General features: G+C 63.6%; 12 protein-coding genes. 7 read left to right on the top strand and 5 right to left on the bottom strand.

Translation table 11 applies throughout. The features are described from left to right. Positions 1–14: 14 nt before the first annotated feature. Positions 15–1,814, top strand: a complete 1,800-nt coding sequence (locus IEW18_RS18525) for a M61 family metallopeptidase (protein ID WP_188559370.1) — start codon at positions 15–17, stop codon at positions 1,812–1,814. A 74-nt stretch (positions 1,815–1,888) separates the two neighbouring features. Here the strand turns inward: IEW18_RS18525 and IEW18_RS18520 are convergent, their stop codons facing one another. From IEW18_RS18520 to IEW18_RS18510, 3 genes are all read right to left on the bottom strand, one after another. Beyond that, positions 1,889–2,209, bottom strand: a complete 321-nt coding sequence (locus tag IEW18_RS18520) for a hypothetical protein (protein WP_188559369.1) — start codon at positions 2,207–2,209, stop codon at positions 1,889–1,891. Positions 2,210–2,406: 197 nt separating this feature from the next. Further along, positions 2,407–3,258 (bottom strand): universal stress protein, encoded by an 852-nt coding sequence (locus IEW18_RS18515; protein WP_188559368.1) that lies wholly within the window; start codon positions 3,256–3,258, stop codon positions 2,407–2,409. 432 nt (positions 3,259–3,690) lie between these two features. Continuing rightward, a complete protein-coding gene (locus IEW18_RS18510; protein ID WP_188559367.1) occupies positions 3,691–5,187 on the bottom strand; it encodes a M28 family metallopeptidase in 1,497 nt (498 codons plus the stop codon). Positions 5,188–5,841: 654 nt separating this feature from the next. Between IEW18_RS18510 and IEW18_RS18505 the strand changes: the two genes are divergently transcribed. Together IEW18_RS18505 and IEW18_RS18500 are read left to right on the top strand one after the other, a co-directional pair. After that, a complete protein-coding gene (locus IEW18_RS18505; protein WP_188559366.1) occupies positions 5,842–6,723 on the top strand; it encodes an aldo/keto reductase in 882 nt (293 codons plus the stop codon). Beyond that, positions 6,720–8,426, top strand: coding sequence for a GMC oxidoreductase (locus IEW18_RS18500; RefSeq protein WP_188559365.1), 1,707 nt, complete (start codon positions 6,720–6,722; stop codon positions 8,424–8,426). Before IEW18_RS18505 ends, IEW18_RS18500 begins: the two co-directional genes overlap by 4 nt. 143 nt (positions 8,427–8,569) lie before the next feature. On the opposite strand, the gene IEW18_RS18495 is transcribed toward IEW18_RS18500, so the two are convergent. After that, positions 8,570–10,000, bottom strand: a complete 1,431-nt coding sequence (locus tag IEW18_RS18495) for an RtcB family protein (RefSeq protein ID WP_188559364.1) — start codon at positions 9,998–10,000, stop codon at positions 8,570–8,572. 199 nt (positions 10,001–10,199) lie between these two features. On the opposite strand from IEW18_RS18495, the gene IEW18_RS18490 reads away from it, so the two are divergent. Both IEW18_RS18490 and IEW18_RS18485 read left to right on the top strand, forming a co-directional pair. Further along, positions 10,200–11,801: a protein adenylyltransferase SelO gene (locus IEW18_RS18490; RefSeq protein WP_188559363.1), complete on the top strand. Its 1,602-nt coding sequence runs from the start codon at positions 10,200–10,202 to the stop codon at positions 11,799–11,801. Positions 11,802–11,992: 191 nt separating this feature from the next. Continuing rightward, positions 11,993–13,312 carry a leucine-rich repeat-containing protein kinase family protein gene (locus IEW18_RS18485; protein WP_188559362.1) on the top strand — a complete coding sequence of 440 codons (1,320 nt, stop codon included), beginning with the start codon at positions 11,993–11,995 and terminating at the stop codon, positions 13,310–13,312. A gap of 75 nt (positions 13,313–13,387) precedes the next feature. Here IEW18_RS18485 and IEW18_RS18480 read toward each other — a convergent pair whose 3' ends face one another. Next, positions 13,388–13,780 (bottom strand): hypothetical protein, encoded by a 393-nt coding sequence (locus IEW18_RS18480; protein ID WP_188559361.1) that lies wholly within the window; start codon positions 13,778–13,780, stop codon positions 13,388–13,390. Between the two features lie 89 nt (positions 13,781–13,869). Here IEW18_RS18480 and msrB point away from each other — a divergent pair, with 89 nt between their 5' ends. Together msrB and uvrA are read left to right on the top strand one after the other, a co-directional pair. Beyond that, entirely contained in the window at positions 13,870–14,331 is a 462-nt protein-coding gene (gene msrB, locus IEW18_RS18475; protein WP_188559360.1) for a peptide-methionine (R)-S-oxide reductase MsrB, read from the top strand. Between the two features lie 114 nt (positions 14,332–14,445). After that, a complete protein-coding gene (gene uvrA / locus IEW18_RS18470) occupies positions 14,446–17,004 on the top strand; it encodes an excinuclease ABC subunit UvrA (RefSeq protein ID WP_188559359.1) in 2,559 nt (852 codons plus the stop codon). Positions 17,005–17,025 lie beyond the last annotated feature (21 nt).

The following is a 17,025-nucleotide window of genomic DNA, read 5'->3' as shown; positions in this document are numbered from 1 at the left end:
CCATTTTCTCCCGCATGACCTCCATTTTTCGTCCGGCTGCCGTAGCTGCCCTGCTGGCCCTGGCTGCGCCGGTGCTGGCCAAAGCCCCCCGCGAGCTGACGTACACCGTGAGCATGGACCCGGCCGCAAACAGCAACGCCTTTCAGGTGAAGCTGCAACTGCCCAAGCTCAAGAAAGACCAGGCAACCTATCAGTTTGCCGCCACCGCGCCCGGCACCTACCAGGTCATGGACATGGGCCGCTTCGTAAGCAACTTCCAGGCCTTTGATGACAAAGGCAAGCCATTGGAGGCCAAGCAGGTGTCTACCAATCAGTGGCAGCTCAGCCAGCCCGAAAAAACCCGCGAAATCCGCTATACCATTGCCGAAACCTGGGATACGCCGGTTAAGGAGCACAGCATCTACCGCATGTGCGGCTCTTCGCTGGAAACCGACCACGCCCTGCTCAACGGCCAAACCCTGCTGGGCTACCCCCAAGGCATGCAGGATAAGCCCCTACGCCTGAAGCTGGAGTACCCCAGCGGCTGGAAGGCCGGCTCGGTGCTGCAGGCCGACAAGGAGGGGTACTACCACCTGCAGAACTACGACCACGCCGTGGACTCGCCCATTCTGCTGGGCCGCCTGACGGAAGCCAGCACCAAGCTTGGCAACGCCGACGTGGCCCTGTATTGCTACTCCGCTACCGATAAAGTGCAGGCCGAACCCTTGCTGGGCTACATGCAGAAAATGCTGAATGCTGCCCAGAGCTTTTTCGGGGGGCAGCTGCCGGTGCAGCGCTACGCCTTCCTCTACCACTTCGCCGACCGCTCGGCCGGGGCCTGGGAGCATTCCTACAGCTCGGAGTATGTGCTGCTGGAGCAGCCCCTGACGCCTGAGTCGGCGCAGGGCGTAGTAGACATTGCGGCCCATGAGTTTTTCCACGTCATGACGCCGCTCAACATCCACTCCGAGGTAATTGAGCAGTTCAACTTCGTGCAGCCCACCGGCTCGGAGCACCTGTGGCTGTATGAAGGCACCACCGAGTGGGCCTCGCACATGATGCAGCTGCGCGGCGGCCTGGTGCCCCTGGACGACTACCTGAGCATGCTGCACGACAAGGTGCAGTACGACCGGACCCGCACCGATACCACTTACAGCCTGAGCCGCCTGGGTCTGAATTCGTTCAGCGACGAAGGCCAGCGCCAATATGGCAATATTTACCAGCGTGGGGCCCTTACGGCCGGCCTGCTGGATCTGCGCCTGCTGGAGCTGAGCGGGGGCAAGCGCGGCCTGCGCGACGTGCTGCTGGAACTGGCCAAACAGTATGGTCCCAACAAGCCCATCAGCGAGAAAAACTTCTTCCAGGACTTCACCCGCCTGACGTACCCGGAAATTGGGGACTTCTTTAAGCGCTACGTGCAGAACGCCGAGCCCCTGCCCCTGCAGGAATACTACGGCAAAGTGGGCGTGCGCTACGAGCCCATTGTGCATACCGGCAAACAGGTTGCCAGCCTGGGCCAGGTGGGCCTGGCCCCACGTGAGAACAATGTGTACTTCACCCGGGTAGGCGGCCCGCTGCAAGCTGCCGGTGTGCAGGTCGGCGACCAGCTGCTGGCCGTAGACGGCGTGCGCAACGACTTCACGGCCCTGCGACGGGTAGCCACCCGCCAGCCCGGCTCCGAGCTGCCCCTAACCATCAGCCGTAACGGCCAGGAGCAAACGATACGCGTGAAGCTGGGCAGCACCGAGGACGTGAAGCGCTACGTCTTCAGTCAGGACCCCGCCGCTACGGCCGCCCAGCTGGCCCTGCGCCAGGTGTGGTTGAAGAATCTGTAAGCCAGGCTTTTCTTCCATACACACAAAGCCCCGGCGACTTCGGTCGTCGGGGCTTTGTGCTGGGGTAGCAGGCGCTAGGCCGGCCGGGCCAGGGTACTTACCGGCGGAGTAAGATGAGCCAGCGGGGTAGGATAGGTGTGCACTACCGGGGTAGCTTCCGTAATGGTGCCGGCCGCGTCGCAGTAGCAGACCAGGTAGTCGATGCGGCCGCTACCAGTAGGAACGGCGCGGTCGATGTGGGGGCTGCAGGCATTGTGGGCAATGCACTTCCACTCCTGGTTGGCCTGGCGGCGGTACACATAGGCAAAGCGGCCCGCCTGCCGGGGAAAGTCGAGACGGCAGCCAGCGGGCACCAAGTGCAGTTGCAGATCAATGGTAGCAGTTGGAATGGTCATGGGAATATTGGAAGTGCAGAAGAAAAACTTTACTTATTTCGTTCTGAAAGATAGACACCAGACCAGCCGTTTCAGCTCCCGGGTTTCTACTGATTTAGCGCGCGGGAAACGCGTATTTCGCTCGTCAGCCGGCCAAGCCCGCGGCTTCTGTAGCGAAAAGTAACCCGCTAATACCTTGATTGGCAGCTGAGTCAGGGCTAGGCGTGCGCGTGGAAGGTAAGAACCGGCGAGGCCGCATGCAGGGCCACGCTCTCCGAAATGCTACCCTGAAACAGGTGAGCCAGCCCGGCCCGGCCGTGCGTCAGCATTACCACCAGGTCGGCATGAGCCTGCTCGGCAAAGCGCGGAATGCCGGCGCTGGCGCTGGGAGCCGCAAATACGTCGGGCTCATAATGGGTTAGCTGATGACGGTCGGCGAAGTGGTGGATGCGCTGCATGGCCTTGTCGTGCTGCCCCGGGTCCGATACAACGTCGAGCAGGTGCAGTAAAGCTTCCGGAAACACCTCCTGTACCTGCCGCAAGCTGGCAATGGCCAGATCGGCCTCCGCCGAAAAATCGGAGGCAAAGACAATGTGCCGCACTTCGAAGTGCGGGGCCGGGTGCTTGACCGTGAGAACCGGACAGGAAGCCAGCCGCACTACGTGCTCGGTGCGCGAACCGGTAAACACGTGGTGCCAGGCGTGGTGGTCCTTGGTACCCATCACCACCAGGTCGATGCGCCGTTCCTGAATAGTGTCCAGCACCGCGTCTTCCAAGGCCGCGGTATGAATCAGGTCCTGCACCGGCACGCCGGGAAAAGTGCGCTGGGCCTCGACCATCAGCTCGTGCATGTGGCGCTTCACTACCTGCAACAGCTTGAGCGTGTACACATCGTTGAGGCCGCCCCCGCCCGCCAGGCCACCGGTGGTAACAAACCGCGCCGATTCCGGCAGGTCCACTACGTGCAGGAGGGTAACCTGACCGCCGGTGCGCCGGGCTACCTGCAGGGCCAACTCAAACGCATTGTGCGCAGTGGGTGAAAAATCAGTGGGTACCAGTAGATTCTTCATAAGGCGAGGAAATGAAGGTGGAAAAATAGGACTCGGCAGCAGCAGTAAGTGGTGGCGTGGGTAGAAAGCGTTTCCAATCGCGCTACGCAAAGCCGGCGCAGCTTGCGCAGCAAGCGTCTGATTAACAGGGGAACATCAGCTGAGCGAGATGCTTGGCCGCCAGCTCAGCATGACATGTTAAGGAGGGGCTATTTACAGGTGGATTTAGGAAATAATATAGAGGATAATTTGTATTAATGCAAGTAAATGAGAGGTTTAGGCGCTACGCGTATTAGGCTGCGGCAACATATTCAGGGTGCCTGGTAGCAGCTCCCAACGCCTAACGGCGCTAGATCAAACGCATCATCCAGTGGGGCTGAAATGCGTAACGCCCGACCCCCTGATTCAGGAAGCCGGGCGCCACGGAGCTGCGACTACGTAGAAGTGAGTAGACTACCGCTCCAGCTTGAAGTCGGGGTCCACGGTTACGCGCTCGGGCGTGGCCGAAACGGCCCAGCCGGTGGCGTACATCCAGCGGGTCATGCGGGTTAGCTTGGCCACGTCAATGCGCGAGGCTTCGTCGCGGGGGGTGTGGTAGTCGGGGTGGAGCAGGGTGGTAAAGAACAAGGCCGGAATGCCCGCCCGGGCATAAGGCAAATGGTCGGAGCGGAAATACCAGCCCTCGGGGTGCTTGGCGTCGTCCCAGGAGTTATCGAGGGCAAACTTGGTGAAGTTCTCGTTGGCCTTCAGGGCCATGTCTACCAGGGCTTTGGAATTGCGGTGGGGCGGCGTGGAGCCCAGCAACGCCGCTGAGTCGGGAGCGTTGCGGCCCATCATGTCCCCGTTCAGCACGGCCACAATGGAGGACTTCGCCACCGTGGGGTGCTCGGCGTACCAGCGCGAGCCCAGCAGCCCCCGCTCCTCGGCCCCGTGCCACACAAACAAGGCTGAGCGGGCGCCCGGCCGCTGCTTCCAGGCCCGGCCAATGGCCAGCAGCGCCACGCTCACGGTAGCATTGTCGTCGGCCCCGTTCCAGATGGAGTCACCGGCTACGGGCGAGCCAATGCCGTCGTGGTCATGGTGGCCGCTAAAAAGGACGTGCTCCGTGCGGCGGGTGGGGTCGGTGCCGGGGGCCCGCGCTACTACGTTCATCGAGGGGTACTCGTAATCGTTGGCTGTTAGCTCGGCCTGCAACCGGGCCCCGCGGGCTTGCAGCTGGGCCCCCACGGCCTGGCGCACCAGCAGCACCGGCACCGCAGACGCCGGCAGGGGCATGGAAGGCAGCAGGTAGAGCCCATCCTGGTAGCGGTGGCCCACAAACTCCAGGCTGGGCTCGGCCGTAGCATTAGCTGCCAGAACGATGCCGGCTACTCCGCGCGTGCGCAGGGCCGTGCTTTGCTGGGCAATGGCGGCCAGGGTGTAGCGCATGGCCCACAAGCTCATCTTCGGGGCCGGCAGGGGGGTAGGCGGCAGCAGGGGCATGGCCACAATCTTGCCGCGCAGGTCCCGGCGCACGGTATCGGCCAGAGAGTTCAGCCACACAACCGGACCATCCAAGCGGGCGTTGAGCGGGGTAGTCACCCAGGCATCTTTCCACAGGCTCAGGGGCTTACCGCTGACCGTGAGGCGCGTGGAGGCGGCTACCGTCACCCGCCGCAGGGGGTAGAACTGGAAGTACGTGCCCTCGTCGCCGGCGGGCTCCAGGCCGGCTTCGCGGGCGCGCTCGGCCACCCACACAGCGGCGCGCAGCTCATCGGCAGTGCCGGCCCGGCGGCCCCGGAACTTGTCATCGGCCAGGGCAAACAGGTCCCGGCGCACGTCGTCCTCCTGAATGGCACTCAGGAGAGGCTCGCCCGGCGCGCGGGAAGTAGCGGGCGTGCTGCTGCGGGTGCAGGCCGATAGAAGAGTTGTGGCCAGGCCCAGGCCCGCCAGAAGGGTAGTAAAACGCATAGGCTGAGGAAAAAGGAATACGAGAAGCCAGGTCCCGGGTAGGGTGGCCCGCGGCCCAGCTAACCCGAGGCGGGACAGTAGGGAAACGCCCCAGGGGAGGCTAAATGTACTTGATTAGCCGAACAACAGACAAGCGCAACCCCTGGTAACCCGTGGGTAGCAAGTGAACTGATAAGCCCAGGGCAGGAAGGCAGCGAAGCAGCCTGAAAGACTGGTGTTACACCGCCATAGGCTTATCTGACCTAGTAACGACGAGGCGTCAACCGGCTTCCCGCCCGGCAAAGGATACTATGGAACCGGCTGCAACAGCTAGGCTCAGCTATTCTTGTTTACCGGCTCCGGTTGGCATTCTCCCAAGGAGGGGTATACCTATGTTTTAAAATATTTATTCAAATCATTATATAAAATCAAAAAATGTATCAATATTTACCCTGGTGGAAACCTCTTTCCTCTTCTGTTGCCCTTCGGTTTGCTTCTCTTATGTACTACCAACAAGGGGCTTTCGCACTCTTTGTGAGGTAGCACGGCGGAGCCCGGCACCGAAGGCGAGCAGCGCTCCGATTCCTTTCCTGCTGCTTGCTTCAGGTTGGCAGTTGCCACTGGCAACTGTGGCCCAGGTACTCCAGCAGCGTCCTATTTAACCGCAAAAAAGGCATGATTTCACTTGAGCAGTTGTCGCCCTTGGGCATTGGAACCAGTCGGGTAGCTTCCCTGGGCAGCCGCATGGCGCCGGCCGCCTTTGCTGAGTTTCTGGAAGTGGCTGCCGAGCGCGAGGTAAACCTGCTTGACACGGCCGACTTCTACGGCTCCGGCGACGCGGAGCGGCTGATCCGGAAAGGCATCCGGGCAACGGGCAAGCCGTTTTTTGTGGTTACGAAAGCCGGGCAGCCCTGCGTGCACACGCCGGGCTGGCTTTCCCCCCTGAACCAGCTGGCCAAGAAAGTGAAACAGCGCAGCGGCGCCAAAAACAACTACACCTCTGCCTACCTGATCAGCAGCGTGCAGAAAAGCAACCGGCGCCTCGGCGTGGAAGCCGCCGATGCCTTGCTCCTGCACGAGCCCACGTGGAACGACATTGCCCAGGCCGACCCCTGGGAGGGTCTGGCCCGCATCCGAGAGCAGGGCCTGGCGCGCTACACCGGCGTTTCCAGCAACGACTACCGGGTAGTAGAAGCTGGCATCTCGAGCGGGCAGGTGCAGCTAGTGCAAACCACCGTAAGCTGGCGCAACCCCAACCCCATTGTGGCCCTGTGCCGGGCCCACGGCGTGCCGGTGCTGGCCAACATGGTCCTGCAGCCCTTCAGCGCCCTACAGCCCACTTTCGCTAGGCAGGCGGCGGCGGTGCAGCAGCTGCCGGGCCTGAGTGGCCTGACGCTCCCGCAGCTGCTGATTGGGGCGGTGCTGGCCGAAAAACAAGCCGACATCGTGCTGTTCGGCACCAGCAGCCTGGGCCACTTGCAGCACAATATTGAGTCGTTGCGCTACGTGCCCAGTTTGCCCGCCGCCTTGCCCCACCTACACCAGCTACTCGCATGATTATCTCGAAAAACACGTTTGAGGAAGGCCAGACGCTGACGGCGGACCTCTGCCTGATTGGGAGCGGTCCGGCCGCTATTTCCATTGCGTTGAGCCTGGAAAACTCCCCGTTGCGGGTGCTGGTGCTCACGGGCGGGGGCTGGACGGAAACCTTGGCCAACCAGGATTTGTACCGGGGCGTGGTGCCCCAGGCCGGCACCCACGAGCCCCTGGAGGAAAACCGGCGCCGGCAGTTTGGCGGCAGCTCCGCCGCCTGGGGTGGGCGTTGCATCCCCTTCGAGCCCCTCGACTTCAAGCCCCGGGCCTGGGTGCCCGACAGCGGCTGGCCGATTTCCTACGAGGAGCTGCTGCCCTACTACCACCAGGCCGCCGAGGTGTGTCAGATTGGGCGCTTTGAGTTTGATGGACACCAGGCCTTTCCCAAGGGGCAGCGCGAAATTCTGGCCGGTATGGACTCGGAGGAGCTGACGTCCGGGCCGCTAGAGCGCTGGAGCCCGCCGGTGCACTTCGCCAAAACCTACCGGGAGCGTCTGGAAAGCAGCCGCACCATTCAAGTGCTGCTCGATGCCCACGTGCTGTCCCTGGAAATGGAGGACGACCACAGCACCACCGTCGGCCATGTGAACGTGCGCATGGAAGGCCGCAACCTGCGGGTGCAGGCCCGGCAGTTTGTGCTGGCTACCGGCGGCATCGAAAATGCCCGGCTGCTGCTGGCTTCCACCAGCGCGCGTTTTCCAACTGGCCTGGGCAACCAGCATGATAATGTGGGGCGCTACTACATGGCCCACATCTGCGGGGTGTATACCGACATCCGGCTGCACGACAACAAAAAGCTGCAGGCCGACTTTGAGCGGGACGCGGGCGGCGTATACTGCCGCCGCCGCTGGTGGATTCCGGAGCCTGCCCAAGAGGCTCACCACCTGCTCAACACCATCTTTTTCCTGTACCACGCCAAAAACGAAAACGGCCACCGCGACGTGCTGTTCTCCTCCCGGTTCGTGGCCAAGTCCCTGCTGTTCATTCTGAGCCAGGGGCGCAAGTCGGTGAGCCGGGGCGCGCAGCAGGCCCGGCAGCAGCTACCCGCCCTGCGGGAGCACCTGGCCAACATCCTGCGCAACGGCCTGACCGAAATTCCGGACCTGGTAAAGCTGGGGTTCAAGCGCATGGCCAAGCGCCGGGTACCCTACCTGCTACCCTCGCGCCGCAACCCCTACTGGGGCCTCTACATTCAGGCCGAGCAGGCCCCCAACCGGGAAAGCCGCATCTGCCTTTCAGCAACCGAGAAAGATGCCTTTGGCATGCCCCGGGCTGAGGTAAAGCTGGCGTTTCTGGAGTCCGATGTGGAGTCGGTGGTGCAGGCCCACAAGCTGTTCGTGGAGCGTTTCAAGGCCCTGAACCTAGGCGAAATCAACTGCGAGGAAGCTGATTTGCGTGACCATATCCGCAAGCACATCGGCTCGTTCAACTCCTCGGCCCACCACATCGGCACCACCCGCATGTCGGAGGATCCGCGCACGGGCGTCGTCGACAAGCACGCCAAGGTGCATGGCCTGGACAACTTGTACGTGGCGGGCTCCTCGGTTTTCCCCACGGGCGGGCACGCCAATCCTACCCTTACTATTGTGGCTCACGCCCTGCTGCTGGCCCATCATCTGAAAACGGAAGCCCTGGCCCCGGTGCGGGAAGCGCAGCTGGTAGGATAGGCGCAGGGCCTACCCCAACCCTACGAGCTACACCTGATAGGTTTGACCGTATCCATGGTCCGGGATATAACGAAGCCCATCAGGCAGTGCCGGAGGCAAAACCTGACGGGCTTCGGGTTGAGTTATCTGGTGTTGATTCCTGCTTACTCGCCGCCGTACTTGCTTTTGCCCCCACCGCCGGCATCCATGCGCACAATGCGGGGGCGGAAGGAACCCAGCACATCGACCAGGTCCTGCTGGTGGGCCATTACCTGGTGAATGTCCTTGTAGGCCTGGGGCGCTTCGTCGAGCCCGCCGCCAATCAGCTCAATGCCCTGGTCGCGCAGCAGGCGGCGCAGTTCGCCTTCCGACACCTGCTGCTTGGCCTGGGTGCGGGAAAGCCGCCGCCCCGCCCCGTGCGAAGCCGACTGGATGGAGTCCTGCTCGCCGCGGCCCCGCACAATAAAGCCTGGGGCCGTCATTGAGCCCGGAATCACGCCGAGTACGCCCTGCCCGGCGGGGGTAGCGCCCTTGCGATGCACAATGGCCTCGCGCCCATCGGGCAGGGTTTCCTTCCAGGCAAAGTTGTGGTGATTTTCCACTTTGGCCAGGGGTTTCTCGCCCAGGGCTAGGCTCAAGCGGCGGTGAATATCGTGGTGACAGGCCGAGGCGTAGTCGCCGGCCAAGTTCATGGCCCGCCAGTATTCCTGGCCCTCCTGCGAAGCAAGGTCGAGCCAGGCCAGGTAGCGCGCCTCCGGGGGCAGGGGGCACTTCTGCATGGCTACCTTGGTGTAATGTTGGGCAATGGCCGCCCCCAGCCCCCGGGAGCCGGAATGGGACAGCAGCCCCAAATACTGGCCGATGGGTACGCCCAGCTCGTTGTCTTCGGTGGTGATATCGACCACGCCCCACTCCACGAAGTGGTTGCCCGAGCCCGAGGAGCCCAGCTGGTTGATGGCGGCCTCCCGCTTGCCCTTGACCACCGGAATTTCCCGAAACTCGGGCCGGTCCAGAATCGGGTCGTGGGTGGGGTTCTTAAACACTTCCTTAGCCCCGAAACGAGTGTGGTTGTGCAGCAGCTTTTTCAGTTCTTGGGTGCGCTGCTCCAGGTAGCGTGGGGGCAAAGGAAATACCGACAGGGCCATGCGGCAGCCGATGTCCATGCCCACGCCGTAGGGAATCACGGCGTTATCCACGGCCAGCACCCCGCCAATGGGCAGGCCGTAGCCCTGGTGGGCGTCGGGCATGAGGGCTCCGTCCAGGGTCACGGGCAGCTTCATGGCCGTGTCCATCTGCTTGCGGGCGCCGTCCTCGATAAAGGCCTCCCCGTAGCGGCGGTAGTCTTTTACGTCGGGGCTGAGGCTGACGTCGCGGCTGGGGTCGGGTACGAACTCCTTGGCCAGCTCCCGCCACAGCGAGTCGCGGAGGTAGGCGTAGGGGTCGGCCTTTATTTTCTGAAGCAGGGCCAGGGCGCTGCCTTTGTCGAGGTTCTTGAGCTGGCGGTCCTCCAGAATATCCAGGGCCAGGGTAGTGGCCCGGCCTTCGGGGTAGCCAATTTTGCGCAGGTCGTTGCCGCGCAGCTTCTGAGTTGCCATGGAGAGAGTAGGGTAGGTGGTAGCAGGTGTAGCGCGGTTTGGGGGTCGGAGGTTATGGTCGAGGTTGGGGCCGGGGGGAGGTCCGCCGTACCGTTCAGCTAGCCGTTTTCCGGGCCCGCCCAGCGGAAACTTGTGGGCCTGATTCGCGTTTTCGAGGGGCGGGGGCCGCCCAAGCAAGGCCCCCTTAGCTTACTTTCCTATGTCTACTACCCCCCATTCCATAGAGCAGGCCCCGTTTCAGAATTCCTTTGTGGATGAGCTGCGCGGCGAGGCTTCCCTCGACAAACGGCCGCGGCAGGTGCCCGGCTACCACTACTCCCGCGTGGAGCCCACCCCCGTTGCCGACCCGCAGCTGCTGGCCTGGTCTGAGGAGCTGGCCGCTTTCCTGGGCCTGACGCGCCCCCCGGAGCGGGGCCCGGCCGTGGAGGTGCTGGCCGGCAACCGCCTGGCTCCCAGCATGAAACCCTTTGCTGCCCGCTACGGCGGCCACCAGTTCGGCAACTGGGCCGGGCAGCTCGGCGACGGCCGGGCCATGTCCTTGGGTGAGCTAACGGCCACCGACGGCACCACCTGGGAAGTGCAGCTGAAAGGCGCTGGCCCCACGCCCTACTCCCGCCGGGCCGATGGGCGGGCCGTGCTGCGCTCCTCTGTGCGCGAGTTTCTCTGCTCCGAGGCCATGCACTACCTGGGCGTGCCCACCACCCGGGCCCTGAGTCTGGTAGCCACCGGCGACATGGTAGTGCGCGACATGTTCTACAACGGCAACCCACGGCCCGAGCCCGGCGCCATTGTGGCCCGGGTGGCGCCTACCTTCGTGCGCTTCGGCAGCTTTCAAATTTTCCTGGCCACCGGCGAAATGGACAACCTGCGCGCCCTGGCCGACTACGTTATCCGACGCTACTACCCCGAGCTGGGCGAGCCTTCGCCGGAGGTGTACGCGCGCTGGTTTGCCGAAATCTGCCGCCGCACGGCCATCATGATTGCGCACTGGCAGTCGGTGGGCTTTGTGCACGGCGTGATGAATACCGACAACATGAGCATTCTGGGCCTGACCATCGACTACGGCCCCTACGGCTGGCTGGAACCCTACGACCCCGACTGGACGCCCAATACCACCGATTTCGGCGGCCGGCGCTACGCCTTCGGGCAGCAGCCCAAGGTGGCCCTCTGGAACCTGATGCAGCTGGGCCAGGCCCTGTTGCCGCTGGTAGCGGGCGTGGAGGTGCTGAACCCGGCGCTCGACGTGTACATCAGCACCCTGGAAAACACCCGTCACGAGATGCTGCTGCACAAGCTCGGCCTCACTTCCTTACACCAGGCAGAAGATCAGGCCCTGTTCGAGGCCTTGGAGCAGACCCTGGCCGAGTCAGAGGTAGACATGACCCTGTTTTTCCGCCACCTCTCGCACACCGCGCCCGCCCTGCTGAAAGCTCCCGAAAACGGGGAGGCCCAGTGGCGGGAGCTGCTGGCCGCGGCGGCCTATACCATGGCCCCCAATGAGGAGCAGAACTTGCTGCAATGGCTGCATCGGTACTTCCTGCGCTTGCAGCAGGAGCAGGCCAGCCCGGAGGCTATTCAGGAAAAGATGCTGCGCGCCAACCCCAAGTACGTGCTGCGCAACTACCTGGCCCAGCAGGCCATTGAAGCCGCCGAAGCCGGCGACTTGTCGGGGCTGAACCGCCTGATGGAGGTGCTGAAAAAGCCCTTCGATGAGCAGCCCGAGCACGAGGAGCTAGCCGCCAAACGCCCCGACTGGGCCCGCGAAAAGCCGGGCAGCGCTACCCTCTCGTGCAGCTCGTAAGCCGGGAATAGGGCAGGGGCGTGCTGCCCCTGCATACTAGCTGCCCCGCCGAAACAGGTGGATTAAAACGCCAGTCATACCGAGTGAGACGAGGAATGACTGGCGTTTTTGCGTTCATTCTTGCCTCTTTTCTACTACCCGCTCCGAGGGGGCATGATGCGCGTCCGGGCTTCCTTGCCGACCTTTGCCGCATGCACACGCTTGACCAATTGCGCGCCGGAAAGTTAGCGGGGACTACCCGCCTCGATTTATCGGAAGACCTGACGGAGTTTCCCCGGGAGATTTTCGACCTGGCCGATACGCTGGAAATCCTGAACCTGAGCGGCAACCGCCTCTCGGTGCTGCCCCCGGATTTGGGCAGGCTCCGGAAGCTGCGTATTCTGTTTTGCTCCGACAACCAGTTTGCTGCTGTGCCCGAGGTGCTGGGCCAGTGCCCGGAGCTGAGCATGGTCGGGTTTAAGGCCAACCAGATTCAGGTGCTGCCGGCCGCGGCTCTGCCCCCCAAGCTGCGCTGGCTGATTCTGACCGACAATCAGCTTGGTGAACTCCCCCCGGAAATTGGCAATTGCCCGCAGTTGCAGAAGCTCATGCTGGCCGGCAACCACCTGGAACAGCTGCCCGAAACCTTGGCTTGGTGCACCAACCTGGAGCTGCTGCGCCTAGCGGCCAACCGCTTTACCAGCCTGCCGGCGTGGCTGCTGACCATGCCCCGTCTGACCTGGCTGGCCTTTGCCGGCAACCCATGTAGTGAGCCGGCCGAAGCCGCTGCCGAAAATCGTAATCCTATTAGGGGCATTGCCTGGGACAGCCTACGGATAGAGCAGCAGCTCGGGGAAGGCGCTTCGGGCTGGATCTACCGGGCCCAGTGGCAGCAGCCGGCCACCCCTGCTGAAGCCGTGGCGGTAAAGCTGTTTAAGGGTGCCCTCACCAGCGACGGACTGCCCCGTAGCGAGATGGTAGCCTGCATGAGTGCGGGCGTGCACCCCAACCTGGTGGCGGTGAAGGGCAAGGTGGCCAATCATGCGGACACGGAGGGGCTGGTGCTGGAACTGATTGATCCGGCCTTCCGGAACCTGGCTGGCCCGCCCAGCTTCGCCACCTGCACCCGCGACGTGTACGCCCCCGACCTGCGCTTCGACCTAGGGGCTACCCTACGCCTGGCGCGCGGCATTGCCGGGGCCACGGCGCACTTGCACGCCCGCGGCATCCTGCACGGCGACTTGTACGCCCACAACATCCTGCACACCCCGGCCGGCGACTCCCTGCTAAGCGACTTTGGGGCAGCTTGCTTTTTCAACCCCGCCGACCCCAGTACCGCCCAGGCATTGCAGCGCCTGGAGACCCGAGCCTTTGGCTGCTTGCTGGAAGAACTGCTGACCCGCACCGAGGTGCCGGCCGCGGCGGCTGCTACATACCAGAGCCTGCTGGCTTTGCAGCAGCAGTGCCTGCAGCCCGAGGTAGCGGCCCGCCCATTGCTGGCCGAAATTCAGACGCACCTAGCCCAGCTCTAGGCAACTGCGTGGGGTAGGGAAGCGGCTGAAAATGTCCCCGTAGTTAAGTCCCTGGGGTGCGGGCGGAACGGCTGCTCAGGCCTGGCGCACCAGCCAGCCGTAGGCGGTGGCCACGTCATCAAAGAGTACTACCACCGGCTGGGTAACGAACTGCATGGCCGTATCCATGGACTTGCGCGCCGACCAATGGGCCGGGCACACCCAGGCCACAAAGTGCATGCCTTCCTCGGCCAGCATGCGGTAGTACTGGCTGCCTACCCACTTGGCGCCCTGCTCCCAGCCGCTGGTTACCTGGCTGTTGTCGTTGAGCATTTTGTGGCAGGGGCGCTGCTTCAGGTACTGCAGCACCAGCTCGCCGCCCGTCTGCGCTGAGGTGGCATCGTGCACGCCTTTCCACTCCACGTACAGCCACTGGTGGTCGGGGTCGTAGCCAATAGAAAGAGAAGCGGTTTCGTACAAATATTCCATGCCACGTGCGGCTAGCAACCGCGTTCAACTTCGTCCAAATCCTACAAAACCCGCCCTCTTTCTTTTCCACCCCTGACCTCAAAGGTAGTATGCTCCGCTGGATAGACGTGCTTACATTCGCCAAATACAGCAACCCCGAACCCCCGCGTCGGCTGGAACTGTCGGAGGCCCAGTGGCAGGCCCAGCTCAGCCCCGCCCAATTTCGGGTAATGCGCCAGAAAGCCACCGAGCCGCCCTACCGCAACGCCTACTGCCGCTCCTACGAGCCCGGCGTGTACGCCTGCCGGGGCTGCGCCACCCCGCTCTTCGACTCCAGCACCAAGTACCACGCCATGTCGGGCTGGCCCAGCTTCACCCAGCCCCTGGCCCGCAACCTCATCCGCTACGCCTTCGACGAAAGCCACCACATGCAGCGCATGGAGGCCCTCTGCAACATCTGCGGCGCCCACCTGGGCCACGTGTTCCCGGATGGCCCGGCGCCCGGCGGCCTGCGCTACTGCCTGAACTCGGAAAGCCTGGAGCAGCGGCCAGCGGCGGAGCCCCTGAAATAACCCTACCGGCCGGGAAGTAGTATTGCTATTCCAGGGGTAGGGAAGAACACCGGCTGGCCGGCTCATAGGTAGCTTGTTTCTCGCCCTCGGAATGACCCTGTTGCTGCCTTCTCCATGTCAAAAAAGGATTCTTTGCCTGCCCCTCAAAACGTTACTGGCTACGTGCAGGTGCGCGGGGCGCGGGAACACAACCTCAAGAACATCGACGTACAGATTCCGCGTGATGCGCTGGTCGTGTTCACCGGCGTTTCGGGCTCCGGCAAGTCTTCCCTGGCTTTTGGCACGCTCTACGCCGAGGCCCAGCGCCGCTACCTGGAATCGGTGTCGCCGTACGCGCGGCGGCTGTTTCACCAGATGGCCGTGCCCGAAGTAGATTCGATTGAAGGGCTGCCGCCGGCCGTGGCCCTGCAGCAGCAGCGCGGTACGCCCACCACCCGCTCCTCGGTGGGCTCGGTTACCACGCTGTCGAACCTGGTGCGCATGCTCTATTCCCGGGCCGGCGACTACCCCGCCGGCCAGGCCATAGTGTACGCCGAGGGCTTTTCGCCTAACACCCCCGAGGGCGCCTGCCCGCAGTGCCACGGTCTGGGCCGCATATACGAGGTAACGGAGCAAAGCATGGTGCCCGACCCTTCGCTCACCATCCGGGAGCGGGCCATTGCGGCCTGGCCTCAGGCCTGGGGCGGCCAAAACCAGCGCGACATTCTCGTGACCCTGGGCTACGACGTGGACCGGCCCTGGCAAGAGCTGCCCCAAGAGCAGCGCGACTGGATCCTATTCACCGAGGAGCAGCCCGTAGTGCCCGTTTACCCCGGCTACTCGCCCCAGGAAACCCAGCGGGCCCTTAAGCGCCGGGAGCCCCCGAATTACATGGGCACCTTTAGCAGCGCCAAGCGCCACGTGCTGCACACCTTCGCTACCACCCAGAGCCCGCTCATGAAAAAGCGGGCCCTGCAGTACATGCTCAGCACGGAGTGCCCCACCTGCCGGGGCAAGCGCCTGCGGCCCGAGTCCCTGGCCGTCACGTTTGCCGGCCTGGACATTGCCGACATGTCGGGCCTGCCGCTGAAGCGGGTCGCCGAGCTGCTACGACCCTTTGCCGAGGGCAGGGCCGCGCGCCAGCCCCACGATGCGGCCCATCCTGAGCAGGTTATCGTGGCCCAGCGCATTGCCGCCGACCTGTGCGCCCGCCTAACGGTGCTGCTGGATTTGGGCCTGGGCTACCTGGCCCTGGAGCGAAGTACGCCCACGTTGTCGCCGGGGGAGTTGCAGCGGCTGCGGTTGGCTACCCAGCTGTATTCCAACCTGTTTGGGGTAGTGTACGTGCTCGACGAGCCCTCGGCCGGCCTGCACCCTTCGGATACAGAGGCCCTGCTCAACGCCCTGCAGGGCCTGAAGCAGGCTGGCAATTCTTTGTTCGTGGTAGAGCACAACCTGGATGTTATCCGCCAGGCCGACTGGCTGGTGGACGTGGGGCCCGCGGCCGGGGAGCAGGGCGGCGAAATTCTGTACAGCGGTGCGCCCGCCGGTTTGGCCGCGGTAGGGGCTTCCCAAACGCGGCGCTTCCTGTTCGGGGCTGGCCGCGAGGCGGTTGCGCATCAGCCGCGCACCCCAGCCGGCTGGCTGCGGCTGCAGGGCGTCACGCGCAACAACTTGCAGGAGCTTGAAGTGGAGTTTCCACTGGGCGTGTTTACCACCGTCACGGGCGTATCGGGTTCGGGCAAGTCCAGCTTGGTTAGTCAGGTGCTGGTGGAGCTGGTCGCCGAGCAGCTGGGGCAGGAGGTAGCCGCCGAGGAGGAAGAGGCCGACCCTCTGGAGCGGGCCGCTACCCCCCAAACCGGCGGACAAATTACCGGCGGCATGGAGCAGATCAAGCGCCTGGTGCGCGTAGATCAGAAACCCATCGGCCGCACCCCGCGCTCCAACATGGCTACCTACACCGGCCTCTTCGACCACGTCCGGAAGCTGTTTGCCGCTACGCCCGCCGCCCGCAAGCGCCGCTACGATGCCGGCCGCTTTTCTTTTAACGTGGCCAAAGGGCGCTGCGAGAATTGCCAGGGCGAAGGCTTTGTAATGGTAGAGCTGCTGTTTCTGCCCAGCGTGTACGCGCCTTGCCCGGTCTGCCAGGGGGCGCGCTACAACGCCAAAACCCTGGAAATTACCTACCGCGACAAGAACATTGCCGAGGTGCTGGGCCTGACCGTGGACGATGCCTGGGCGTTTTTCGAAGAAGAACCCACCGTGCAGCGCGCCCTCACGGTGCTGCGCGAGGTAGGGCTGGGCTACCTGCGCCTAGGCCAGCCGGCCACCGAACTATCGGGCGGTGAGGCCCAGCGCATCAAGCTAGCCACCGAACTGCAACGGGCCCAGCGCGGCAACTCCCTCTACATCCTCGACGAGCCGACCACCGGCCTGCACCCCTCCGACGTAGAAAAGCTGCTCATCCAGCTTGATGGCCTAGTGGAAGCGGGCAACACCGTCATCGTAGTAGAGCACGACATGCGCGTGGTAGCCGCCTCCGACTGGGTGCTGGACATCGGACCCGGCGCCGGTGATGAGGGCGGCCAGATAATAGCCGCCGGCCCGCCGGCTACCATCATTAAGTCAAAGCAAAGCCGCACCGCTCCCCACCTGGCCCGTTTTCTTCAGAGCACAGCCAATGGCAAGGCGTAGGTGGTTTGGGAGCTAGCCTTG

Source organism: Hymenobacter glacieicola (assembly GCF_014640315.1).
Classification (GTDB): domain Bacteria; phylum Bacteroidota; class Bacteroidia; order Cytophagales; family Hymenobacteraceae; genus Hymenobacter; species Hymenobacter glacieicola.
Note: the sequence above shows the minus strand (reverse complement) of the source record. Positions and strands in the feature narration are given on the sequence as shown.

Bases quoted from the DNA above. Each gene is read 5' to 3' on its own strand.
- IEW18_RS18520 (WP_188559369.1), bottom strand. From the start codon at position 2,209: ATGACCATTCCAACTGCTACCATTGATCTGCAACTGCACTTGGTGCCC.
- IEW18_RS18515 (WP_188559368.1), bottom strand. From the start codon at position 3,258: ATGAAGAATCTACTGGTACCCACTGATTTTTCACCCACTGCGCACAAT.
- IEW18_RS18510 (WP_188559367.1), bottom strand. From the start codon at position 5,187: ATGCGTTTTACTACCCTTCTGGCGGGCCTGGGCCTGGCCACAACTCTT.
- IEW18_RS18495 (WP_188559364.1), bottom strand. From the start codon at position 10,000: ATGGCAACTCAGAAGCTGCGCGGCAACGACCTGCGCAAAATTGGCTAC.
- IEW18_RS18480 (WP_188559361.1), bottom strand. From the start codon at position 13,780: ATGGAATATTTGTACGAAACCGCTTCTCTTTCTATTGGCTACGACCCC.
- IEW18_RS18490 (WP_188559363.1), top strand. From the start codon at position 10,200: ATGTCTACTACCCCCCATTCCATAGAGCAGGCCCCGTTTCAGAATTCC.
- IEW18_RS18500 (WP_188559365.1), top strand. From the start codon at position 6,720: ATGATTATCTCGAAAAACACGTTTGAGGAAGGCCAGACGCTGACGGCG.
- msrB (WP_188559360.1), top strand. From the start codon at position 13,870: ATGCTCCGCTGGATAGACGTGCTTACATTCGCCAAATACAGCAACCCC.
- IEW18_RS18505 (WP_188559366.1), top strand. From the start codon at position 5,842: ATGATTTCACTTGAGCAGTTGTCGCCCTTGGGCATTGGAACCAGTCGG.
- uvrA (WP_188559359.1), top strand. From the start codon at position 14,446: ATGTCAAAAAAGGATTCTTTGCCTGCCCCTCAAAACGTTACTGGCTAC.
- IEW18_RS18525 (WP_188559370.1), top strand. From the start codon at position 15: ATGACCTCCATTTTTCGTCCGGCTGCCGTAGCTGCCCTGCTGGCCCTG.
- IEW18_RS18485 (WP_188559362.1), top strand. From the start codon at position 11,993: ATGCACACGCTTGACCAATTGCGCGCCGGAAAGTTAGCGGGGACTACC.